This is a genomic window from Verrucomicrobiaceae bacterium (genome assembly GCA_016713035.1).
GTDB lineage: Bacteria > Verrucomicrobiota > Verrucomicrobiia > Verrucomicrobiales > Verrucomicrobiaceae > Prosthecobacter.
The window spans coordinates 1,181,132-1,203,491 of record JADJPW010000001.1 but is presented as its reverse complement, the minus strand read 5'-3'; the positions used below and the strand labels follow the sequence as shown (position 1 = coordinate 1,203,491).

Below are 22,360 nucleotides of genomic sequence, written 5' to 3'. Positions count from 1 at the left end.
AAGACCTTATCCCCCTTGTTCCCGCCGCTCACTAGGTAGGCCAGCAAGTCGAGGAGTTCGTCTTGATTGAGGGCGTTGATCAAGCTCGGGGGCATCATGCTGACTTTGCGGGTGCCTTTTTTGGCGATGTCAGCTTTCGGCGATGGCCATGTGGTCGTTGGGGGCGAAGGGGTTGGTCATGAGGAAGACTTTTTCGTTCTCTTCGACGATGATGCGGCCCACCAGCACGCTGCCGTCTTTTTTGGTGATCTCGTGGCTGTCGTATTGGTCACTGATGACCTTGCTGGGGTCGATGATGTTCTCCAGGAGGTCGCGTAGGGTGTAGCGGTTGCCGGAGCCGGTGAGATCTGGGCCGATGCTGCCGCCTTCGCCATTAAAGCGGTGGCAGGTGGCGCACATGATGCTGCGATACATGGCTTCGCCGTTGGCGAAGTTGCGGCCGCCGGTTTTCAGGCCGGTGGTGGCGATCGTGGTGGCTTCGTCGAGGGTGTAGTTTTTGCCGGGGCCTTTGGGGGCGACGTAGTTGGGCAGGGCGGTGGTGGCTTCGACTTTGTTGCTGAGGGCGTCGAGCTCGGCGAGCTCTGCGGGTGGGGCGAAGGTTTCGAGGGCGTCTTTGCGGATGTTTTCGATGAAGCCTTTGAAGCTGTTGCCGCCTTTCCAGGTGCGGGCGCGGGGGAACCAGGAGAAGAAGGTCTTGCGCAGCTCAGGCGTCCAGCCTGCGGTGGCGTTTCTGAGAGCAAACATGTAGCTGATCTGCTGGGCATTCGGGCGACTACCGGCTGCGGCGCGGGCGGCGTTGGCGTAGCCGTCGTTGCGGCTCAAGACGGCGTCGGTGGCGACTTCTTGGAAGTCATCCTTGGCGGTGGCCATGAGGGTGAGGGTTTTGCCGACGACTTGCTTGCTGTCGATGGCGACGAGGATCTGGCAGAGCTCGCGGTTGATCTGGGGGTTGTCGCTGGGGAACTGGGGATCGAGGCGGGCGGCGAGCTCGGCGCAGACATCTGGCTGGGGTTTGCCGAGGCGGGTCAGAATGAGCTGGATGGCACGGAGGGAGGCGAGTTCGTGGCCCTGGGTGACTTGGAGGGCGGCGAGCATGCGCTTTTGGAGCTGGATGTTGCCGAGCTGTACGGGTTCGATGGGGCCGCTGGAGGTGGATTTGGGCTTTTGGGTGGTTTTTCCGCCTTCGTGGCCGGGTTTGGCCCCGATGACGCGTGCGAGGGCGATGTTGGCTTCGATGTTGGCGACAGGTTGTTTTTCGTTGAGGGCTTTTTCGAGCCACATTTCGACTGGGAGCTTCTCGATGGCGACGCGGGCGGCGTAGCGGACATGGCGGTCGCTGTGGCTCAGGTAGCCCCAGGCGGTTGCGAGGGCTTTTTCGGGGTCGGGTTGGCCTTGATGCAGATTTTCGATGGCGTGGCGCATGCGGGCTTCTTCATCGAGTGTGGTGGCTTTGGCGGGTGCGGTGGATTCATCGCCGACGTAGGTGACGCGATAGACGCCAGATTGCGATTTGCGGCCACCGACGGCGAAGTACATGGCTCCGTCTTGCGGATGGATGACGACATCGGTGAGGGGCAAAGGTTTGCCGAAGACGAATTCTTCTTTGGTGGCCACGTAGCTGGCGCCTTTGCTTTCGAGGTGGATGGCCCACATGGTGCCGTAGGTCCAGTCGTTGATGAAGATGGCGTGTTGGTACTTGGCGGGAAATTTCGCGCCGGTGCCTGCGACGGTGCCAGTGGGGCTGCCGGGGCCGATGTCGAGCGTGGTGGGTAGGGAGTCGGGATAATACTGGGGCCATTTGCCACTGCCGCTGCGCCAGCCGTAGTCGGCACCGCTGACGCAGTGATTCACGCGGGTGGGGCGATACCAGGGGGTGCCGATGTCCCACTCCATGTCGGCGTCGTAGGTGAAGAGCTCGCCCTGATCGTTGAAGCAGATGTCGAACTCATTGCGGAAGCCGTAGCAGAAGAGTTCGAGGCCGGTGCCATCGGGGTTCATGCTGCAAACGTAGCCGCCGGGGGCGAGGAGGCCGCGTGCGTGGCCGTTGGCGTCCCAGAGGCGAGGGAGGACATGGTCTTCGTTCCAAATTTTCGCCGGACGGCTCTCGGTGAGGCCTTCTGGGAGTTTGGTGTGGTTGCCGCAATTGAAGTAGATGCGCTTTCCATCGGGGCTGACGACCATGCTGTGTAGGCCGTGCTCACCACCGCCGGCCATGGTGTGGAGTTTGGTGATTTTGTCGTATTGATCGTCGTTGTTGGTGTCCTGGAGGCGGTAGAGGCCGTTTTTCTGACCGTCCTCATTCACCATGACGTAGAGGCTATCGAAGGCAGCGAGCAGGCCGTGGGCTTTGCCGATTTCGACGGCGAGTTTTTCGGGTTTGAGGTTTTCCGTTTTGCCGATGGGGGGAAGGCTCATGCGGTAGATGCTGCCGTATTGGTCACAGGCGATGAGGCGACCTTTTGGATCGACGGTGAGGGCGACCCAGGAGCCTGCTAGGTCTTTGGGGACGTTGTAGAGTTTTTCGACTTTGAAGCCCTTCGGCACGGTGATGTCGGCGGCGGCGATGGATTCGCCTGGAGTGTTGTTATTGCCGCTGCCGATTTTGCCATCAAAGGGCTTGCCCCAGGGGCCTTGGCCATATTCCTGGATGACGATGGCTTTTTTGAAGTCCTGGGTGCCGGTTGTGGCGGCTTCCCAGGTGCCATTGGTCTCGATGACGATGTCCTGGCGGCCAGTGGGCAGTTTCAGCGTGAGGCGGGCGAGCAAGGCTGCGGTGCCGCCTTTGTTGGTGGCGCTGATGATGAGTTCGTTGCTCTCGCCGCGCTTGATGTGCTTGCTGAGGTCGGCTTTGGCGGGTTCCATCCAGTCGGCGTTGGTGAGGACTTTTTGGCCGTTGAGGCTGGCGGTGGCACCATTGTCGCAGGTGAGCTCTAGGCTGGCGAGTTGTGCATTTTGGGGCACATCAAAGCGGTGGCGGAAGGTGACGGCTTTGTCTTTGTTGCCATCTTTGGAGAGCCAGATCCACTGTGGGGCGGCGTGAAGGGAGGAGACGGCGAGGAGGGAGAGCAGGAATATGCGCATGCGGGGCGCATCAATACGCGTGCCGGTTAGTTTCTTAGCAGCGGATTTGGCAAAAAAGCAGATTACTTCCCGCGTGGGGGCACGGGGAGTTTGGCGACGGCCTCGCGCAGTTTATTGCCTGGCTGAAAGCGCACGACCATGCGGTCTGGGATGGCGATGGGCACATCTGGCTGGAGGGGATTTCTCCCGACAGAACGGCGAGAGATGCGTAGGCCTATAGTGCCAAAGTCTCGCAGGGCGATTTCCTTCCCATCACTAAGCTGCTTGCTGACTGCATCCAAGAATGCGTCGATTACTTCCGCGACATCCTTATGGGTGATGCCAGTGGAGTTGCTTACGTTAGAGATGAGGTCTTTTTAGTGATTCGAGACATGTTCCTATAAGTTATAACAAAACCTCAGGGGATGTTTCAGCGAAAGTACAAAATCTTTTTTTTCGCTGCGAAAATTGGCATTTTTCCGCTGTGAAGAGGGAATCACACCGCTAAACGCTCTGGCATGCCCACTCGTATCTTTCTTCCTGATCCAGCTGAAACTGGCGCGGCTCTAGTGGAGTGGTTTTTGGTGCATGGGAGAGACTACCCCTGGCGGAGGACGCGTGATGCGTATGCGATCCTGGTGTCTGAGGTGATGCTGCAACAGACCCAGATCCCTACGGTGCTGGAGCGTGGCTACTATACACGCTGGCTGGAGCGCTTCCCCGACTGGAGGACGCTGGCGGTGGCGAGTGAGGCGGATGTGCTCAAGGCGTGGGAGGGGCTGGGCTACTACCGGCGTGCGAGGCATCTGCACCGGCTGGCCCAGGTGGTGATGGAGAAGTATGGCGGGGACTTTCCAGAGGACCCTGCGGATATTTTGAGCCTGCCGGGTATCGGCCCATATACAGCGGGGGCGGTGGCGAGTTTCGCCTTTGGTCAAAAGCAGCCAATCGTGGATGGAAATATCGCGCGGGTGCTTTCACGTCTCTTTAATGATGCGACGCCTGTGGACTCTACTGAGGGGCGTGAGCTGCTCTGGAGCCGTGCGGAGGCTCTGGTGAAGGCGACGGACGATCCGCGCTCGCTGAACTCTGCGCTCATGGAGCTGGGGCAGATGCATTGCCGTCCGACGAAGCCTGCATGTGAGCTGTGTCCTGTGCGGACATTTTGCCGTGCGACGGAGCCAGAGGCGCTGCCGGTGAAAGCATCGCGCCCGAAGCTGACTGCGGTGACTGAGCGGGTGTTTTTTCTGCGCCGTGAGGATGGTGTGTTGCTAGAAAAAGAGACTGGGAGCCGCCGCACAGGCCTGTGGAAGCTGCCTGCGCTGCCGCCAGAATTTCAGGAACATCTGCCGCCCGTGCTGTTGTGTGCGCATTATGGCATCACTCGCTACAAGGTGACGCTATGGGTGCATGATCTACCAGCTGGGATAGTGGACTGGCCAGATACGCATCGACTGGTGCCGTATGCCGAGCTGGTGGCACTACCGATGCCCAGCCCCTATCGCCGCGCTCTGAATGAACTGCTGGCTCAGCACCTTGAGGCACCTTTTGTGCTTCAGTGAAGGATCTCGACCTCATCACCCACGCCGGTGAGGGAGTAGAAGAGCTTCGCCTTGCTATACGGAAGGCGGATGCAGCCATGCGAGGCGGGGCGTCCTGTCACGACGCCGCTGTGTAGGCCGATGGCGCTACAATTCAGGCGCATGAACCAGGGCATCTCGACATGATAAAGCGTGGATGTGTGGCTGCGGTGTTTGTCCGTGATGACATAGCGGCCTGCGGGTGTGCGATAGCCTTCGCGGCCAGTGCTCACGCTGGTGGTGGCTACGACGCGGCCCTGCTTCGTCACCCAGGCACGCTGGGTGGAGAGATCCACGGTGACGAGCGTGTCTGGCTCTGCCTCTGGATCACGACCGAGCAGCACCCGCATGAGAAAGAGGTAGCCCTGGGTGGCGGCGAAATTGATCGGATAACGATGGCGACGGGAGGTGTATACATTGGCAGATGCACCAGCACGCATGAGTGTGACAGCTCCCTCCACATCACCCCTGGCGGCGCAGCACATCAGGGGCGTGACGCCATTGTCGTTTTCAAAGGTGTTGCGCAGGTCTTTGATGGAGCAGCGCTCGATCAGTTCGCGGCTCACGGGAGCGGTGGATCGTGTGTTCGGATTGACTCCTGCATCGAGCAGGGCCTGGAGGATATTCACCCCGCGCCGGATGGAGGCGAGGAGGATGGGAGCCTGATTTTCACGCCCTGGGGCATCCATCTTGGCCCCAGTGAGCCAGAGAGCGCGGATGCAGTCCTCCTGCGCCATACGCACGGCGAGGCAGAGCGCGGTGTCGCCAAAGAGGGTCCGCTCATCTGGCTGGATACCCATGGAGGCGAGTCGAGTGAGCCGCTCGGAATCATAGCAGAGCACCGCCTGATAAATCGAGGGTAGGGCATCGGTGCGCGGCCAGAGATGGCTCCAGTAATCGGTGATCGGGTCAAGGATCGGTCTGCCGTGCTGGAGGAGGCTGCCGTAGTTGACGGGCCACTTCTTGGCGTTGGCCTGGTTATTGTGGGTGGCGGTGCTGTGGGCTGGCTCTAGCGGCTGAACGGTAACTTTAGGCGGGGTATTGGGTGCCGATTGCTTTTTGGCGGCCTTTTCCAAATCGGCCTGAGGGGCTGTGGAGAGTCGTGTGGGGGCCTCTTCGGGCTGGGGGATGGCTCGTCGTACCTCACCGGCTGCTAATGCGGTCTGGATGATTGGCGGAGCTACCGCCACAGCGGGGGGCTGAAATAGCTCATGTCCCTTGAGTAATTGTACAAACAGCGCACACAGTCCCGTGCCGATGACGACGGGAATGACCAACGCGGTAAGCGTATTGAGTGGGCGGCTTTGCATGGAGCGCTGACTCTCGCGGACGGGGTGCTTAACAAAATTAATGAAACTGTCGAGCAAGGAGTATGCGCGGATCAGAATTTGGGAGAAAATTTATATTTAATAGAAAGAAAATATGGCGAGACCTTCCAAGTCGTGGGAGCGTACGGCGTGTTTTCCCTTTTCCGTGACTTTTCCAATGAACTTCGCAGGGCTCTTTTGGCCCTGGGGATGCTCATGGGCATCGGGGATGCAGCAGCGGTGCTTTTTTACGATTCGGGAGATTCCTCTCACAATACCACTGCACCCACAGGGATTTACGAGGACGCAGGTTGGCAGTACCAGGGGCAGTATGGCAGCTATCTAGGCACCATGATCGCGCCGCAGTATTTTATCACGGCGCAGCACTTTGGCACCCAGGGCGGCAGTTTTGTCCATTCGGGTGTTTTTAATGGAGGTGCCAATATGTCCTACACCATCGACACCGCAGCCAATGGTGGCATCGGCTACTGGGACATCGCTGGCACGGATTTGCGTGTGCTACGCATCCAAGAGTACTTCCCCTACTATGCCCCGCTCTACACTGGAAGCTCAGAGGCCGGGAAAACCCTCCTCGTCACTGGACGGGGCGGCGTGCGCGGTGACGACGTCATGGTCTCTAGCGTGCTGCATGGCTGGAAGCATACTGGCAGTGATGGAGTCAGCCGCTGGGGCACCAATGTGGTCGCTTCCGCTGCGGGTGGCTATCTCACAGTTGATTTTGATGCCGCAGGCAGTGATCACGAGGCGACGCTCTCGGTCGGCGACTCCGGTGGGGCTGTCTTTATCGAAGATGGAGGCCTCTGGAAGCTCGCGGGCATCAATTACGGCATCGACGGTATGTTTGACACGAATAACACCCCTGGAGACGGCTCGGAGTTCCAGGCCGCTCTTTTTGATGCAGGTGGTCTCTATTACGGTGGAGGCAGTAGTTGGACACTGGTGCAAGACCGCCCACAGGACAATCCCACCAGCTTCTACGCCAGCCGCATCTCATCCAGTGCCGCTACGATCAGCAGCATCGCGAGCGTGCCAGAGCCCGCGGGAGGGCTCCTTCTCATGTGTGCGGCATGCATTTGCCTCACACGGCGTGCTCGGCGCGGAGAGTGAATTGGGCGCTATTTACGCAAACAATGCTGCCACAGGCTTCCCACCATCGGTGATCGGCACGGGACGGCTTCCGTCCATCATCTCATGCCCAGGGTCGATGCCCATCGCGGCATGGATCGTGGCGTGGAAATCCACCAGCGGCACAGGGTTCTCGACGGGCTTCTTTGCCAGCTCATCAGTCGCACCATAGGCACCACAGTGCTTCAGGCCGCCACCAGCCAGCACCATCGAAAAGGCAGTGCCCTGATGCCCGCGCCCACCTCGGCCATCGAACTCCGGCGGACGACCAAACTCTGTGGCGACCACGATGAGGGTCTTATCCAGCAGCTTCTTATCCTTCAAATCACGAATCAGGGCGGAAAGTGCCGTATCGAGCTCCTGAATGAGTAAATGCTGATTCTTGAAGCCCTCATTATGAATGTCCCAGCCAGTGCCATTCATGAAATTAAGATTGTGAGACACCTCAATGAAACGCACACCCGCCTGCACCAGACGGCGAGAGAGGAGGCAGCGCTGACCGAACTCGCCACCGTAATCATTGCGCAGCGATGCAGGCTCCTGCTTGAGATTGAAGTGCTTCATAAAGCCCGGCCCCGCCAAGCGAAGAGCCTCTTCTTGTGCCATCTGGTAGTCTGCCGCCGCACTGTTTTTCAATGCCCGTGCCATCAGTGGCTTCAGCAGTTCCTGACGCACCTTTGCACGATCTGTATCGACAAAATCCGGCCGCGTAAATCCTGCAGGGCCCGTCTCTGTATCTGTGAGATAAACGTAGCCCGCCTTCGCTCCTAGGAAGCCCGGACCGCGGCTCACATTTGGGTAACCGATCAAAATATAGGCCGGAACGTCCTTGTTCACCGCCCCGCGCTGATCCGCGATGATGCTGCCGATACTCGGATAAGTCACATTGCCAGAAACCATGCGCCCAGTATGCACGATGTTCGTCGCAAAAGCGTGCTCGTCGATGACATGGTGATTCACCGTACGCATCGCCGTCACATGCTCCATTACCTTCGCCGTTTTGCCGAGGTGCTCGCTGAGGCGCACTCCCGGCACACTTGTCTCCACCGATTTGTAAAGCGATCCCGGCTTGGATGGCTTGCTCAGATTTTCACCCAGTTCCTTTGGATCAAAGGTATCGATCTGCCCCATGCCACCTCCGAGCCAGATGAAGATGCAGTGCTCTGCTTTGCCCTTTGGGGTGTGTAGCGGTGTGGAGTTCGCGGCGAGTAGAGGCGAGGCACCAAAAGCGGCAGCAGAGGAAAGGAAGGAGCGACGGTTCATCGTGTTCATGTCTAAGTAACGCATACACCGTCGCTTTTTCACCTGCGAAATTTCAATGCCATGTCGGTAAGACCAAGCCTCGCGCTTGGAAGCGCAATTATGAGGGGGTGCAGCAGCTCAGAGCGGAAAACTCCGAATTCGGCTACTTCTTGAAGATGATCGGGATGATCAAGATGGCGAGGATGTTCACCACTTTGATCATCGGGTTCACAGCGGGGCCAGCGGTGTCTTTGTAAGGATCACCGACGGTGTCGCCCGTCACAGCCGCCTGATGGGCAAAGCTGCCTTTGCCGCCGTGATTTCCTTCTTCGATGTACTTCTTCGCGTTGTCCCAGGCTCCACCAGCGCTGGTCATAGCGATACCGACAAAGAGTCCCGTAACGATAGTGCCGATGAGCACGCCACCGAGTGCCTGATAGCCGACGAAGGCCATACCAATGACAAAGATGAGCGGCAGCAGGGCTGGAAGAATCATCTGCTTCAGAGCGGCACTGGTCACGATGCCGACGCACTGCGCATAGTCAGGGATGTCCGTGCCATTGAGGATGCCAGGCTTCGCCGCGATCTGGCGGCGGACTTCCATGACGACGGCACCGGCGGCGCTACCCACGGCACTCATGCAGTAGGCAGTGAAAATGAAGGGCAGCAAACCACCGATGAACATGCCGATGACGACTTCATGATTCATCAGGTCGAAAGTCACCGTTTTGCCGAGGAAAGCCTCCAAATCCTTCACATAGCTACCAAAGAGCACCATAGCGGCGAGTCCGGCACTGGCGATGGCGTAGCCTTTGGTCACGGCCTTCATGGTGTTGCCCACAGCATCGAGTTCGTCAGTGATCTTGCGTACTTCCTCGGGCAAGCCGCTCATCACCGCGATGCCGCCCGCATTATCAGTGATGGGGCCAAAGGCATCCAGGCTGATGATAATGCCGGAGAGCGATAGCATACTGACGACCGCGATGGCGATGCCGTAGAGGCCTGCTAGCTCAAAGCAGCACCAGATGGAGGCAGCAATGGCCAGCACTGGGAGCAATGTGGCATGATGTCCCACGCTGATGCCGGCGATGATATTGGTCGCATGACCGGTTTCGGAGGCCTTAGCGATGAGGCGCACCGGTTTGTGATGCGTGCTGGTGTAGTAATTGGTAATCCAAACCACGAGCAGGGTCATGACCAAGCCTACAATCGCGCATTGGAAGATTTTGCTACTGGCGATGCTCACGCCGTTCAGCATCACGCTATCGCCAAAGATGGAACCCGTCGCCCACCAGAAGAGTACGGCGCTGATCAGGCCAGAGACAGCCACCCCGCAGACGAGCGAGGTCGTTGGGCTCTGTTTCACAAAATTCACCCAACCGATGCCGATGATGGAGGAAATGATGGAAAGGCCGCAAAGCACGAAAGGATAGATCACCGTCGCATTGACCGACTCAGCACCTGCGGTGAGGGAGCCAACGAGCACCCCGCCGATGAGCGAGACTGCGTAGGTCTCAAAAACGTCCGCCGCCATGCCCGCGCAGTCGCCGACGTTGTCACCCACGTTATCAGCGATCGTTGCTGGATTACGCGGATCGTCTTCATTGAGATTCTGCTCGATTTTTCCGACGAGGTCAGCACCCACGTCTGCGGCCTTGGTGTAGATGCCGCCGCCCAGACGGGCAAAAACGGAAATCAGTGAGCTGCCGAGCGCTAGGCCGATCAGTGAGTCGATGGCGTGCTTACCCTCTGGGTGCATGCCTTTGACGATCATGTAGAAAACGCCCACCGAGAGCAGCCCCAGAGCCACGACCAGCAGCCCCGTCACAGCGCCGCCATTAAAAGCCACCTTCAGAGCACCATGGCTACTCACAGACGCAGCCTGGGCCGTCCTCACATTCGCCCGCACAGCCACCATCATACCGATGTAGCCAGCAGCTAGGGAGCAAACAGCCCCCACGATGAACCCGACCGCCGTGGCTGCATCACGCAGCCACCAGATCGCCACCAGGATGACCAGCGCGATCGGCACAATGGCGATTATTTGGCGATTCAGGTAGGCTTTGGCCCCGGCTTGGACCGCGCCAGCGATTTCCTGCATTCTAGAATTCCCCGCAGATGAACCGAGAATCTGGCGAATGAGTAGCAAGGCTACCACAAGGCCAACAGCGGCGAGAGCGATGGAGAGAGGGAGTCCGTTTTGGAGCAGGAAGGCGAAGGGAATTGTACTGGGCATGAGGTCGGTGGTTGGGCCGGGGTAAAGGGCGCGAGTTTAACGGCTGCCAATATCTCGGCAAGGTTTTCTTCGCCCGAAAGGCGTGACGATACGAAAAAAGGGTAAGAGACTTGCAAAGAAGCAGCTTTTTCAGTGTAAAACTGCAACGACCACCCTGATTGATGCTGGGCTGAATAGCTGGCAGTTCGCACCTGGGAGGATGGCCTCGAAACGATTATGACCAATGTCGGCCAGGGGCTGACTGGCAGGTGTAATTGGGTGTGTTTGGGATGTTTTGTGCTTTGATAGCAGAGACTCCAGCAATCAATCCATGGGCGACGAGGCATCCGATACTTCCAGCATTCCTTTTCCTGCCGATGGGCGGGGAGCATTGGATGTGGGAGGCTTTGAACGTGTGCTGGTGGAGCACGAGGCGGCGGTGCGGCTTTATGTGAGGTCGTTGATGCCAGGCTACGAGGGGGCGGATGACTTGGCACAAGAGACACTGCTACGGTTGTGGGAAAAGCGAGAGCAGTTCGTCGCAGGCACATACTTCAAGGCCTGGGCCTTCCAGATCGCTAAATATCTGGTGCTGAACCAGCGCAGGAAACTGGCGCGATCACCGGTGGTGTTGCTGGATGAGGAATTGATGGAGCAGATCGATCACCGCTGGATGGAGAGGATGGATATGGGTGTCACAGCCAGCCACCAAGAGGCGCTGACGCAGTGCCTACAGACACTGAAACAGGAGGATCAGCGACTTTTGCACGCCCGTTATGCAACCGATGCCTCGCTGGAGACATACGCCTCACAAGAAGGGACCCGTCCGGGCACGCTAAAGGCTCGATTGTTTCGCCTGCGGGGCGCCATTCGTGACTGCATCCAACGCCGTCTTTCCACCCCATGAATGACACACCGCCTGATACTCCGCAAAAACTGAGCCGCGCCCTGGATCTGCTGATCGAGGGGGAGCTGCCAGCGACGGAGGCACGCGAGCTTCAGCAGAAAATGAAGGCTGATCCGGCCCTATTGAGCCTCTATCTTGAAAAGGTGCGCATGGAGTCGCTATTGCGCGATCATGCGTGGTCAACGGTGGTTGCCGCGGCTAGTTTTAAGCCTGCATCGCAGAACAACAAACAGCGCATGGTTTCACGGCTCTGGCCTGTGCTCGCAGCGGCGGCCTGTGTGGCGCTGCTGGCCTCGCTGCCCATGTGGATGCGATCGAAAACAGCCTCCGGGGATAAACAAGTGGCGGCCACCGCTTTGCCGAGCGTGCAGTTCTCGGCGACATCGGTTTTTAGCAGTGCCACTTCGACTGTTTCGGAGGATGGTGCCTTGCAGTTTGGCGATGGCGTGATCATGGAAGACGGCTCCGTGTCCATCCGGCTGCCCAGTGGCGTCGAGGCTGTCTTAAAAAGCCCATCGCGTTTTTCCATCACAGGAGCCAATCGCCTGAGGTTGGACCAGGGCGCTGGGTGGTTCCGTGTGCCCTCAGCAGCCAATGGCTTTGCCGTGGACCTGCCGGAGATGGAGGTGGTCGATCTCGGCACGATCTTCACCGCACAGGTAAGTGAAGGGGAGCATCAGGTGCAGGTGGAAGAAGGCTATGTGGAGGTGCGCCAGCGTGCGGGCGATCTGGTACCTCACGTATTGAAGGCGGGCGAAAAACTTATCCGCCTTGCCAGTGCGGACACCGTGCAGATTGTATCCGGCACCTCGTTGCTAGAGCCCGCTGCCATGATGGATGAAGCCGAGGTCGTGTTCCGCGAATCGCTGGTGCATGTGCCTGATCAGCCGTTCACAGAACGCAAGCCCTTGTTAGGCTCCTGGCAGGTGCAGGACGGCTCACCAACCGTGCATAACGGTAGATTTGCGGCGCAATCCAGACTCACCCACCTCATGGGCCGTTTCACCCGCGCCATCGAGCCTGCGGAGAACGCTGTCATCCTGGTCAGCTTCAAGTCTGTTTCCCCGATGTCTCTCTTCCACTCCAAAGGTTTCGCCGGCATCAGCTTATTCGATGGTGATGGCGAGCTGTTTTTCTTTGGGGACAAAGGCGGAAATTCCTATTTCTGGGAACTGCTCACCTTTGGCAAAAACTATCGCGGGCACAAAGAGCAGCGTCGTTCCCATGACCTGGCCGTTCAGGGTAGCGAAGAAACTTTCACCCTGCGCTACCGCCAGCGCACGGGTGATTTTGAGATCTTTCGTGGCCGCGGTGTACAGGGCCTGCCCATCGTAAAAGGCCAGACTGATCCCGGTCTGAGATTCGATGGCGTGAGAGTGGCCAACGGCAGCGGCGGCGACTTTTCCTTCGATGAATTGGAAGTGTCTGTGGTGAAGGATTCGAAGGAGTAATCAAGAGCGGCGCAGCGAGTCCCCGCTGCTTCTCGGTTGATTGGGGAACGATGGTCTGGACTTCTCACCAGATTTTTTGAGTTTTCAGCAACCATTTCGGCGGGCAGGACATTGGGTGTGCATCCACTCCATCATGATTCTTTCGAAAACATTCCCAGCCGTCCTGTTGCTTCTCCTTTTCATACCGGCAGCAAGGGCTGATAGCCCAAAGGCTGTTGTCATGACCACCGCAGCCTCGCAGACACTCGGGAGCATGGTCGCAGACCAGGATCGTGCTCGCATCCTCGCGGCAGCGGACAAGGCCTTGGCGATGGAACCCGTGAGCATCCCCCAGCATCGCGCACCGCTCAGCGATGGCCGGGCAGATGAGTTTTTCTCCATGAGTGACTACTACTGGCCTGATCCGGCCAAGCCGGACGGCAAACCTTACATCATGAGAGACGGGCAATCGAACCCGGACCATTTCAATGAGCACCGCAAGTCGCTGATAGCCATGCGCGATGCAACCGCAGCACTGGCCGCAGCCTATTCTTTGACCCGCGATGAGCGTTACGCGAGGCATGCGGTGGCGATGCTGGAGGTTTTCTTCCTGGACAAAAAAACGCGGATGCATCCCAGCCTGGATCTGGCCCAGACGATTGTGGGAAAACCTACACCGGATCGTGGCACCGGCCTTATCGACACTCTGCACTTGGTGGAGGTGCCGCTGGCCATTCTTGCCCTGCGCGATTCGAAAGCCATGTCTGCAAAGACTTTCGATGCTCTGCGCCAATGGTTTGCGGATTACACTGCCTGGCTGGTGAGTAGCACCAAAGGAAAGAACGAGGCGAAGGCGAAAAACAACCACGCCGTGGCCTACTGGCTTCAAATCGCGGCCTTTGCCACTTTTACGGAGAATGAGGACCTGCGGACCGAGTGCCGCCGCCAGTTCAAGGAGGTATTCGTCACCGTGCAAATGGGGGCAGACGGCGGCTTCCCCTTAGAACTCGCTCGCACCAAGCCTTACGCCTACTCGATCTTCCAGCTCGATAACATGGCGGCGCTTTGCCAGTTGCTATCCACCAGCACCGACAACCTATGGACTTTCACCACACCGGACGGCAAGAGCATGGCTAAAGCAGTGGCCTTTCTTTATCCCTACCTGGCGGACAAATCCTCCTGGCCTCGCAAGCCGGACATTCTTGCCTGGGACGGCTGGCCGGTGCGACAGCCAGCGCTGCTGTTTGGTGGCCACGCCTTTAGCGAAGGCAAGTATCTCGACTTGTGGCGCAAGCTCAAAACTGACCCAGAGAACTTCGAGATCCGGCGCAACAATGCGATCACCCAACCCCTGCTGTGGACGACTCTGGCGGAGAATGCCTCCACCCACTCCACAGGCCGATGACATGACCAACCAACTCGTCATCCGCCAGTATTTGTGTGGTGGGAAGCCTTTGAGAAGCAGAGCCATCCCGCCTGCGGCACCTTACAACCCTGAATCATAATCACGCCCATGAGCCGATTCGCCATCCTATGCCTCACGGCTCTCGCTGCGCTGCATTCTGTGCCCGCTGCTCCGCTGGATGCGACCTCCACCACGCGTCCCAACGTCCTCTACATTTTCACAGACGATCAAAGCGTGCGCACCGTGAGCTGTTACCTGAACGATGCTTATCCATGGGTGAAAACGCCGAACATCGACGCTTTGGCGAAGAAGGGTGTGCGGTTTCAGAGCGCTTACATGGCGCCGTATTGCATGCCGGCGCGAATCAGCATGTTGACCGGCAACCTGCCTCACGCTTCGCGTGGTCTTTTTCAAGGCGCAGAGTTGAAGGGGGCGGAACTGGCGAAGGAGATCAAAGACCATCCCTTCTGGCCGCAGCGCCTGCGGGAAAACGGCTACCGAACGGGCATGATCGGCAAGTGGCACATCACCTCGCGTCCCCCGGCTGTTGGCATCGACTGGGACACCGCCATTCACTGGTCCAAGGACATGGGAGATATGTATCACAACTCCAAAATGAGCTTCAACGGTGCCCCCCCAAGCATATCGGCGGCTACAGCGTGGACCGCTACACCGATCTGGCGATCGACTTCATTAAAGAGCAGCCGAAGGACCCCAAGCCGTGGTATCTGTGGCTTTGCTACACAGGAGTTCACATGCCTACGGAGCCTGCCGAACGGCACAAGAACGCCCTCGCTGCTGTGACGGATATTCCTGAGCCGGTCAGTATGAAGGAGCGCTCTGGCAAGCCTGCTTACATCCGCGACCTACCCGAACCAAAGTGGCCGAAAGTCGCCAAAGAGATCAAGCAGTATCACGAATGCGTGATGGCGATCGATGAAAATGTGGGACGCCTCATGCAGGCGCTCAGAGAGACGAGTCAGCTAGAAAACACCGTGGTGATCTTCACCTCGGATCAGGGGATCGCCTACGGCCAGCATGCCCTCGTCCACAAAAAAGACGCACCTTATGACGCCGCACTGTGCTCACCTTTGATCTTCAGTTGGCCGCCGCATTTCGCAGAGGATCGCGTGAGTGAGGAGCCTGTGAATGGTCCAGATGTTGTCCGCACCCTGCTGGACATCTTCGGGCTGGAGCCGCTGAAGACGATGGATGGCATGAGCCTCATGCCACTCCTAAAAGATCCTTCTCTGCGACTGTCGCGTGGTGCCATGCTCATGACGAATGTGCAGAACAACATGGGTCAAAGCATCCCGCAAGGCGTGCTAAAGACCGAGCGCAACATCGAGCGCGGTGCAAAAGGTGATGCGGCGATGCGCAACTGGACCATGATCCGCAGCGGGGATTACAAATACGTCGCCTACTGTGGCGAAGCGAAAGAGGAGGAGATTTACAATCTCGCGACCGATCCCGAGGAAATTTTCAACCTCGCGGATGATGAGCATCGTCAGTTGCTCGAAGAGATGCGGAGCAAAGCGGCGAAGGAACTCCGTGCCACCCAGTCCGGTTTTGATGGTGGGCACTACATCGACTTTTTTCCGCTTCTCAAACAACTGCCTGAATAGTTTCATCTCCACCCAAATGAGGACTCGTTTATTGTTCACTCAAGCGCCTCCTCACGACTCCAAAACTTAATGCCTCATCTACAATGAATCGAATCCTTCGCTGTCTTTTCGTCCTGCTCTGTCTCAGCGCCGTGCACGCGGCGGATAGCCCCATCCGGCCCAATGTGTTGTTTATCGCCATTGATGACCTCAAGCCCGCACTTGGCTGCTATGGGGATGCGCACGCCAGCACTCCGAATCTTGACCGCCTCGCCAGCCGTTCTTTGCGGTTCGAGCATGCGTATTGCAACCAGGCCGTCTGTGGCCCCTCGCGCAATGCGATGATGACCAGTTTGCGGCCGCAAACTCTGGGCATCTATGATCTCTCGACCAATTTCCGTGAATCCCGCCCTGACGCGATCACGCTTCCGCAGCATTTCCTCAATCAGGGCTACCACACCTCCTCGATGGGGAAGATCCTGCATACAGGGCATGGCAATCATGAAGACCCAGCCTCCTGGTCGGAGAAGCCCGTTCATCCCAAAGTTGATTATTACGCCTTGCCGGAGAATCGCCCCTCGGATCACGATGGCGGCTCCCGAGGTGCTGGCGTGTATGGTGCCGCGACGGAATCTGCAGATGTGCCCGACGATACCTATTCAGACGGCATCCTCGCCGCCGAAGCGGTGAAGAGACTTGCCGTCCTGAAAAGCGCGAACGCTCCTTTTTTCTTCGCCGTCGGCTTCCGCTGCCCGCACCTGCCATTCGTCGCGCCCAAGAAATACTGGGATCGCATTGACGCGGCGAAGCTGCCTCTGCCTGCCAGTGATGCCTTGCCACAAGGCGCTCCGGAAGCCGCTGGTCCAAACACGGATGAACTCCGCAAATACAAAAACATACCACAAGGCAAGGCCGTGCTCAGCGAAGCTCAAAAGCGCCTGATTCTCCACGGCTACTATGCCGCAAGCAGCTATGTGGACGCCTGTGTCGGGCGCGTCCTGGATGCTCTGGAAAGCAATGGACTGGCAGACAATACCATCGTCGTCGTCTGGGGAGATCACGGCTATCACCTCGGCGAACACGGCATCTGGGGAAAACACACCAACTTCGAAGTGGCTGCCCGAATCCCGCTCCTGGTGGCTCTCCCCGGCAAAGCAGGAGCTGTTACCTCCGCTTTGGTCGAGACCGTCGATATCTATCCCACACTGGCCGAGCTCGCACGACTGCCCGCACCACCCAACATCGACGGACGGAGCTTCGCATCTCTTTTCAGCACTCCCGCCAAGGCGCATCGGGAGTTCGTGAATCACATCTACCCACGCGGTAACCTCCTTGGCAATGCTGTGCGCAATGACCGCTATCGTCTGGTCGAGTGGAGCAAACCTGAAGCCAAATCTGGCACCGGAGTGATGGAGCTTTACGACTATCAGACTGATCCCGGTGAGAGCGTCAACCTTGCCGCCGCCCAACCGGCTGTGGTCGCTGAACTCAAGGCCATCCTAGCCAATCAACCTGCCCTTAAAGCTCAGATTCGCAGCAAAGCAGCAACCACCGAAAAACCTGTGGATGGAAAACAAAAAACCGATGCATCCGACCGCGCAGCGCAGTTCCACAAAATGGACAAGAACAACGATGCCAAGGTCACCTACGATGAGTTCGCCGCCCGGCAACGCGACCTCTCCGATGCTCCTCAGCGCTTCCGTAAACTCGATAGTAATGGCGATAATGGGCTGACCGAAATCGAATATGTAAACAAAGGTGCTCGCTCCGTTCCCTCGCAGCCTGTCCCATCTCTGTGAAACAGGTCTGAGGTGGATTAGTCAGTGCTCGCCTCGATCACACTCGATGATGAGGGGCCCCCTCTTTGCCTCCAGTTCCAGTTTCACGTTCCAGACTCTCTGAATCATGGTGTTATGAGGCATATCAGAAACACTCAAAAAGTGTGGAATACCGCGATCAAAATTCTTTGAACCTCGGAGCATGAAACTTTGAACTTTAAACTGGAAACAGATTTTTAGCAGACATTCTAATCAGTGAATGCGGTGGCCCAAGTGGGCTAGTGAAAGCCGAGGAGATAGATGGGTTTGTCTTCTGCAATGACAAATGGGCGCTTCACCAGATTACCATGCTGGGAGAGCAGTTTGAGGGCTTCAGCCTCGGTCATTAGCGGCAGCTTGTCTTTCATGCCGAGGGCTCGGTAATCTTGGCCGGACGTGTTAAAGAGGGCGCGTAGCTGACCTTCATGCGCCTTTAGCATGGCGGTTAACTCGGAGAGAGTCGGTGGCGTTTCACGAATGGGGATTTCTTGAAAGCTGATCCCGCGTGCTTTGAGCCACTTGGTGGCGCTTTTACAGTTGGAGCAGCCTTGATAAGTGTAAATTTTCATGCGCTGCGAGCGGACGATTTATCAGGGCTGCACCTTTGGAGCTTGAGGGGTGGTCTCGAATAAGTAGCCAGGTCCAAAGTTATAATTGTTATTGCCGCTGATAACCTTTCCCTAAAGTCTGCATTGCCTACCTCCAACGTCTTCACCTCATGAACACTGCTTCCGCTCCCCAATCTGTCGATTCGATCCGAGAACTGCCGCTCGAAGAGCAACTCTTGGGGGTGAATGCAAAGACGGGGCCTTATCTCCAGGCGGGGAGGTCTCTGCGACGAGTGAAGGGGTTTGAGTCACAGACGAATTGCTTCCACGTGATGTCGCGCACCTGTGGTGGGGCGGTGTTTTGGGATGATGTGGAGAAGGAGTCGCTACGCAGGGTGCTCTGGAGGCTGGCGGAGTTTTGTGGGGTGCGGTTGCTGACTTACTGCGTGATGGGGAACCATTTTCATGCGCTGGTGGAGGTGCCGGATCAGAAGAGGCGGGTGGAGGAGCCGTTTGGTGGACCAGAGGGGGAGGAAAGGCTGATGCGGCATCTGCGGGTGCTGTATAGCAAGGTGTTCGTGGAGCAGTTGCAGGAGGAATTCGCTGAACTGCGGAAGCGGGGCTCGGAGGCGGTGGTGCAGCATCGGTTGGGGCTGCTGAAGAGGCGTTTTTGTGATGTGGCGGTGTTTGTGAAGGAGGTGAAGCAGCGGTTTTCGCGGTGGTACAACAAGCGGCACAAGCGGAAGGGGACGCTGTGGATGGATCGTTACCGGAGTGTGCTGGTGGAGGGGAAGGGGAATCCGCTGCTGGCTATGGCGGCGTATATTGACCTCAATCCAGTGCGAGGTGGGCTGGTGAGTGATCCGAAGGAATACCGGTGGAGTGGGTATGCGGAGGCGCTGGGAGGGAATAGGGAGTGCCAGCGGGGGATATGTCGTGTGACGGGGCGTGATGCTGCGGAGACGGACTGGGTGAAGAGTGGAGCGCGGGAGGGGTATCGGCAGATGCTGTTTTCGGTGGGGCGAGAGGTGAAAACGGCGGATGGGAAGGCTGTGGCGCGGCGTGGAGTGAGTGGGGAGCAGGCCGAGGAGGTTTTGGCGCAGAGTGGGAAGCTGTCGCTGGGTGGTTGGTGCGCATGCGGGTGCGGCATTTCACGGAGGGGGCGGTGATTGGGTCGCGGGAGTTCGTTGATGCGTTCTTTGGAGCGAATCGTGCGTTGTTTGGCCCTTCACGACGAAGTGGAGCGCGGAGAATCCGGGAGACCGAGAGCGACATTCATGCGTTGCGCGATTTGAATGATGCGGAGGGCTAAATTTCCGCAGTCATGAATGGAGCTCTCAAGCAATGGGGAGTGTCCGAGTCGAGTCAGGGATTCCCGAGGAGGTTGGGGCTCGTGAGGGTGTCTTTGCCGCCGAGGATGAGGAGGGATTTTTCTCGGTTTTTGGGGGCTGTGGCGCGGTCATCGCGTATGAGATTGCCTGTCACGATGCTGTGGCTCACATTCTCGAGGCGGATGCCGGCGCCGTCGCTGTCGAGGATGCTGTTGTCGGTGAGGCGCATGCGGCGGCATTCTGCGACGTCGAGTGCGGCTCGCTGGTTGGTGACGCCACTCACGGTGTTGCCGCAGAAGCTGCTGTCTTCACAGCGGAGGAAGACGACGCCGTTTTTCTCGGCATTATCAAAGCCGTTGACGAGGTAGCGTGGATTGCGGTCAAAGTTGTTGTCTGCTACGAGGATGTTCGAGCTGTCTTGTACGATGAGGTCATGCGCAAAGCCTTCCCAGAACGTGTTGCCGGTGATGACGACGCCGCGTGAATCACGAACTTCGACATTCACCTGCACATCGCTGAAGACGTTTGCGCTGATGGTTACGTTGCCTTCGCGGGTGGTGGCGCGTCCTTGGCGGCGTTCGAGGGATGGATCGTGTCCGCCGCCTAAAATGCGGATGTTGGCGCTGTTGGGGGCTTTGTTGGTGTGCTGGATGGTGCAGCCGGTGATGGCTACCTCGCCGATGGAGCCGCCCGTGGAGTCTAGGAGGATGTTTGCGGTGGGTGGGCCATCTTTGGCGTGATTGCCCTCGATGTCGCAGGTGCCGATGTGGACGTTGCGCACGTTTCCGCCGATGGAGACGATGCCGCCACCGCCATTGTAGCTGATGTGGCTGCCGACGATGTTCGACTGATGCAGATTCACGTTGTCGTAGAACACGCCGATGCCTGTGTTGTGGTAAAAGTGGCATGCGCTGATGAGCACGTTGCGGTTTCGCTGGGTGAGATGCACGGCGTGGCGGCATTTTCTTACGACGACGCGGCTCAGGGTGATCTGCATGGTCCCGGTGGCTTCGATCCCATCTGCTTCGGCATGTGATCCGACGATTTCGATGCCTTCGATCATCGGAGTGCGTTCATGAGCCCATACTTGTGGTTTGAAGGTGTCTGGTGCGGCAGATCCCTCATGGGTGCCGATGCAATGAATCGCGGGTCCGGCTGCCTCCATCACGAGCCGCGCGGTGCCGTCTCCTGAGATGGCGGCAAAGCCAGTTTTGGCCAAATCGACCTTGAGCGTGCTTGTGAGTCGATAGGTGCCTTTGCCGAGCCGCAGGCTGCCCTGGGTGTCGATGAGGTGCTGAATGGCGGCGGTGTCGTCCGCTTTGCCATCCCCGATGGGCTGCTGGGCCTGCGAGAGTGCGCAAAAAGCGAGAGATAGAAAAGCGGCGAGTTTCATGGGCGGCAGAGTACGGAGTGCCGCAGCACTCGCTTGCCGAAATCGGTCCCTAGAGAGTTATTCGAGTCCCTATCACGCTGCGGCGGGCAGCTCGATGGGGGCTTCTTCGGGAGCGGGCTCTTGTTTGGCGGTGATGTGGATCAAGCGGGCGGCGTAGAAGCCGTCAAAGCCGCCTTGGACCGGATTGCGGCGTAGTTCGGCTTCGAGCTGCCATTCATCGCTGTGGCGGTGGAGGAAGTGCTGCACCTGACGCTCGTTCTCACTGGCGAGGATGCTGCAGGTGGCATAGACGAGCTTGCCGCCGGGTTTGACCATGCGGGCGTAGTTTTCGAGGATTTCGGCCTGGAGGGTGACGAGGCGGTTCACTTCCTCCTCACTGAGTTTCCACTTGGAGTCTGGATTGCGGCGCAGGACGCCGAGGCCGCTGCAAGGGACATCGAGCAGGACACGGTCTGCGTGTGCGGCGAGGCGCTTGATGGTTTTGGAGCCTTCGATCTCGCGTGTTTCGATGATGTCCACTCCGGCACGGGCGGCACGTTTCTTCAACTCGGCCAATTTCCAGGCGTGGACATCGAGGGCGTGGATTTTGCCCTTGTTGCGCATCATGGCGGCCATGTGCAGCGCTTTGCCACCGCCACCGGCACAGGCGTCGATGACCTTCATGCCGGGTGCCACTTCTAAAAAGGGAGCGATGAGCTGTGATGCGGCATCTTGGACTTCAAAGAGGCCTTTTTTGAAGGCTTCGGTGCCGAAGACGTTCTGGCGCTGGACCAGCTTCAGTGCGGAAGGGACGTCTTCGACGCTTTCGGACTCGAAACCGTTGGCGGACATGTTTTCGCGCACGGTGCGGCGGTCGGCTTTGAGCGTGTTCACACGCAAAAAGACCTCTGCAGGCTCATTGAGCGCCTCACGCAGCCGGGGCCACTCCACGCCGAGCTCGGCGGTGCAGCGTGCATCGAGCCAATCGGGGATGGAGGCGCGGATGGCATCGCTGACCTTCATTTTGGAGCGTTTCTGCACGTCTGCGGTGGTCAAAAGGGGGCCGCTTTCTTCATGGGGCAGCTCACGGCCGTGAGAGAGCCAGTAGGCGGCCCACACGCGGCTAATGCGCTCTGGTGTGATCTCCTCGGTGCGGGCGTGGTCTTCATCCCGCAGTCCGGCGAGGTGCCAGAACCAGCGCCACCAGCGCACGCATTCGTAGATGGACTCGGCAAAGATGCGCCGGTCACGGCTGCCCCATTTGCGATGCCGTTTGAAGGTGAATTCGATCGCGCGGTCCGCGTAGCGTTTGTTGCCAAAGATTTCGCCGAGTGAGGCGACGATTTCATCGAGCATGTGCGGAGGGACTTTCATGTGGGGGGCGGTCACTCGTCTG

Annotated in this window: 17 protein-coding genes; 9 read left to right on the top strand and 8 right to left on the bottom strand. The window is 58.3% G+C overall.

Going from position 1 to position 22,360, the window contains the following annotated elements:
- Window positions 1-129: 129 nt before the first annotated feature.
- Both IPK32_05215 and IPK32_05210 read right to left on the bottom strand, forming a co-directional pair.
- Window positions 130-3,081: a c-type cytochrome gene (locus IPK32_05215; protein MBK8091395.1), complete on the bottom strand. Its 2,952-nt coding sequence runs from the start codon at window positions 3,079-3,081 to the stop codon at window positions 130-132.
- Between the two features lie 62 nt (window positions 3,082-3,143).
- The gene (locus IPK32_05210; protein ID MBK8091394.1) at window positions 3,144-3,428 is read right to left on the bottom strand and encodes an HU family DNA-binding protein; all 285 of its coding nucleotides are present in this window, start codon (window positions 3,426-3,428) and stop codon (window positions 3,144-3,146) included.
- 150 nt (window positions 3,429-3,578) lie between these two features.
- On the opposite strand from IPK32_05210, the gene IPK32_05205 reads away from it, so the two are divergent.
- Window positions 3,579-4,622 (top strand): A/G-specific adenine glycosylase, encoded by a 1,044-nt coding sequence (locus IPK32_05205; GenBank protein MBK8091393.1) that lies wholly within the window; start codon window positions 3,579-3,581, stop codon window positions 4,620-4,622.
- Here the strand turns inward: IPK32_05205 and IPK32_05200 are convergent.
- A complete protein-coding gene (locus IPK32_05200; protein MBK8091392.1) occupies window positions 4,616-5,950 on the bottom strand; it encodes a L,D-transpeptidase family protein in 1,335 nt (444 codons plus the stop codon). The genes IPK32_05205 and IPK32_05200 overlap by 7 nt on opposite strands.
- A 213-nt stretch (window positions 5,951-6,163) precedes the next feature.
- Between IPK32_05200 and IPK32_05195 the strand changes: the two genes are divergently transcribed.
- Window positions 6,164-7,075, top strand: a complete 912-nt coding sequence (locus tag IPK32_05195) for a trypsin-like serine protease (GenBank protein MBK8091391.1) — start codon at window positions 6,164-6,166, stop codon at window positions 7,073-7,075.
- Between the two features lie 12 nt (window positions 7,076-7,087).
- On the opposite strand, the gene IPK32_05190 is transcribed toward IPK32_05195, so the two are convergent.
- Both IPK32_05190 and IPK32_05185 read right to left on the bottom strand, forming a co-directional pair.
- Window positions 7,088-8,356 (bottom strand): DUF1501 domain-containing protein, encoded by a 1,269-nt coding sequence (locus IPK32_05190; protein ID MBK8091390.1) that lies wholly within the window; start codon window positions 8,354-8,356, stop codon window positions 7,088-7,090.
- Between the two features lie 142 nt (window positions 8,357-8,498).
- Entirely contained in the window at window positions 8,499-10,571 is a 2,073-nt protein-coding gene (locus IPK32_05185) for a sodium-translocating pyrophosphatase (protein MBK8091389.1), read from the bottom strand.
- Between the two features lie 310 nt (window positions 10,572-10,881).
- Between IPK32_05185 and IPK32_05180 the strand changes: the two genes are divergently transcribed.
- The 6 genes from IPK32_05180 to IPK32_05155 all read left to right on the top strand — a co-directional run bounded on the left by IPK32_05180 (window position 10,882) and on the right by IPK32_05155 (window position 17,695).
- Window positions 10,882-11,457 carry a sigma-70 family RNA polymerase sigma factor gene (locus tag IPK32_05180; protein MBK8091388.1) on the top strand — a complete coding sequence of 192 codons (576 nt, stop codon included), beginning with the start codon at window positions 10,882-10,884 and terminating at the stop codon, window positions 11,455-11,457.
- Window positions 11,454-12,908, top strand: a complete 1,455-nt coding sequence (locus IPK32_05175; protein MBK8091387.1) for a FecR domain-containing protein — start codon at window positions 11,454-11,456, stop codon at window positions 12,906-12,908. Before IPK32_05180 ends, IPK32_05175 begins: the two co-directional genes overlap by 4 nt.
- Window positions 12,909-13,128: 220 nt before the next feature.
- Window positions 13,129-14,292, top strand: coding sequence for an alginate lyase family protein (locus IPK32_05170; protein ID MBK8091386.1), 1,164 nt, complete (start codon window positions 13,129-13,131; stop codon window positions 14,290-14,292).
- 108 nt (window positions 14,293-14,400) lie between these two features.
- On the top strand, window positions 14,401-15,096 hold the full coding sequence (locus tag IPK32_05165; protein MBK8091385.1) for a sulfatase-like hydrolase/transferase: 696 nt from the start codon (window positions 14,401-14,403) through the stop codon (window positions 15,094-15,096).
- Window positions 15,048-15,917, top strand: coding sequence for a sulfatase-like hydrolase/transferase (locus IPK32_05160; protein ID MBK8091384.1), 870 nt, complete (start codon window positions 15,048-15,050; stop codon window positions 15,915-15,917). Before IPK32_05165 ends, IPK32_05160 begins: the two co-directional genes overlap by 49 nt.
- A gap of 83 nt (window positions 15,918-16,000) precedes the next feature.
- Window positions 16,001-17,695, top strand: a complete 1,695-nt coding sequence (locus IPK32_05155) for a sulfatase-like hydrolase/transferase (protein ID MBK8091383.1) — start codon at window positions 16,001-16,003, stop codon at window positions 17,693-17,695.
- A gap of 257 nt (window positions 17,696-17,952) precedes the next feature.
- On the opposite strand, the gene IPK32_05150 is transcribed toward IPK32_05155, so the two are convergent.
- Complete coding sequence (locus IPK32_05150; protein ID MBK8091382.1) at window positions 17,953-18,282, bottom strand: Spx/MgsR family RNA polymerase-binding regulatory protein; 330 nt, start codon at window positions 18,280-18,282, stop codon at window positions 17,953-17,955.
- 311 nt (window positions 18,283-18,593) lie between these two features.
- On the opposite strand from IPK32_05150, the gene IPK32_05145 reads away from it, so the two are divergent.
- Window positions 18,594-19,430 (top strand): hypothetical protein, encoded by an 837-nt coding sequence (locus IPK32_05145; GenBank protein ID MBK8091381.1) that lies wholly within the window; start codon window positions 18,594-18,596, stop codon window positions 19,428-19,430.
- A 196-nt stretch (window positions 19,431-19,626) separates the two neighbouring features.
- Here the strand turns inward: IPK32_05145 and IPK32_05140 are convergent, their stop codons facing one another.
- Window positions 19,627-20,985, bottom strand: a complete 1,359-nt coding sequence (locus IPK32_05140) for a right-handed parallel beta-helix repeat-containing protein (protein MBK8091380.1) — start codon at window positions 20,983-20,985, stop codon at window positions 19,627-19,629.
- Between the two features lie 72 nt (window positions 20,986-21,057).
- A complete protein-coding gene (locus tag IPK32_05135) occupies window positions 21,058-22,338 on the bottom strand; it encodes a methyltransferase domain-containing protein (protein ID MBK8091379.1) in 1,281 nt (426 codons plus the stop codon).
- Between the last annotated feature and the right edge of the window lie 22 nt (window positions 22,339-22,360).

Coding starts and splice junctions, on each gene's coding strand:
- IPK32_05190 (MBK8091390.1), bottom strand. CDS start 8,356: ATGAACCGTCGCTCCTTCCTTTCCTCTGCTGCCGCTTTTGGTGCCTCG.
- IPK32_05135 (MBK8091379.1), bottom strand. CDS start 22,338: ATGAAAGTCCCTCCGCACATGCTCGATGAAATCGTCGCCTCACTCGGC.
- IPK32_05215 (MBK8091395.1), bottom strand. CDS start 3,081: ATGCGCATATTCCTGCTCTCCCTCCTCGCCGTCTCCTCCCTTCACGCC.
- IPK32_05170 (MBK8091386.1), top strand. CDS start 13,129: ATGACCACCGCAGCCTCGCAGACACTCGGGAGCATGGTCGCAGACCAG.
- IPK32_05150 (MBK8091382.1), bottom strand. CDS start 18,282: ATGAAAATTTACACTTATCAAGGCTGCTCCAACTGTAAAAGCGCCACC.
- IPK32_05155 (MBK8091383.1), top strand. CDS start 16,001: ATGAATCGAATCCTTCGCTGTCTTTTCGTCCTGCTCTGTCTCAGCGCC.
- IPK32_05205 (MBK8091393.1), top strand. CDS start 3,579: ATGCCCACTCGTATCTTTCTTCCTGATCCAGCTGAAACTGGCGCGGCT.
- IPK32_05195 (MBK8091391.1), top strand. CDS start 6,164: ATGGGCATCGGGGATGCAGCAGCGGTGCTTTTTTACGATTCGGGAGAT.
- IPK32_05145 (MBK8091381.1), top strand. CDS start 18,594: ATGTCGCGCACCTGTGGTGGGGCGGTGTTTTGGGATGATGTGGAGAAG.
- IPK32_05200 (MBK8091392.1), bottom strand. CDS start 5,950: ATGCAAAGCCGCCCACTCAATACGCTTACCGCGTTGGTCATTCCCGTC.
- IPK32_05165 (MBK8091385.1), top strand. CDS start 14,401: ATGAGCCGATTCGCCATCCTATGCCTCACGGCTCTCGCTGCGCTGCAT.
- IPK32_05185 (MBK8091389.1), bottom strand. CDS start 10,571: ATGCCCAGTACAATTCCCTTCGCCTTCCTGCTCCAAAACGGACTCCCT.
- IPK32_05180 (MBK8091388.1), top strand. CDS start 10,882: ATGGGCGACGAGGCATCCGATACTTCCAGCATTCCTTTTCCTGCCGAT.
- IPK32_05160 (MBK8091384.1), top strand. CDS start 15,048: ATGCCTACGGAGCCTGCCGAACGGCACAAGAACGCCCTCGCTGCTGTG.
- IPK32_05175 (MBK8091387.1), top strand. CDS start 11,454: ATGAATGACACACCGCCTGATACTCCGCAAAAACTGAGCCGCGCCCTG.
- IPK32_05140 (MBK8091380.1), bottom strand. CDS start 20,985: ATGAAACTCGCCGCTTTTCTATCTCTCGCTTTTTGCGCACTCTCGCAG.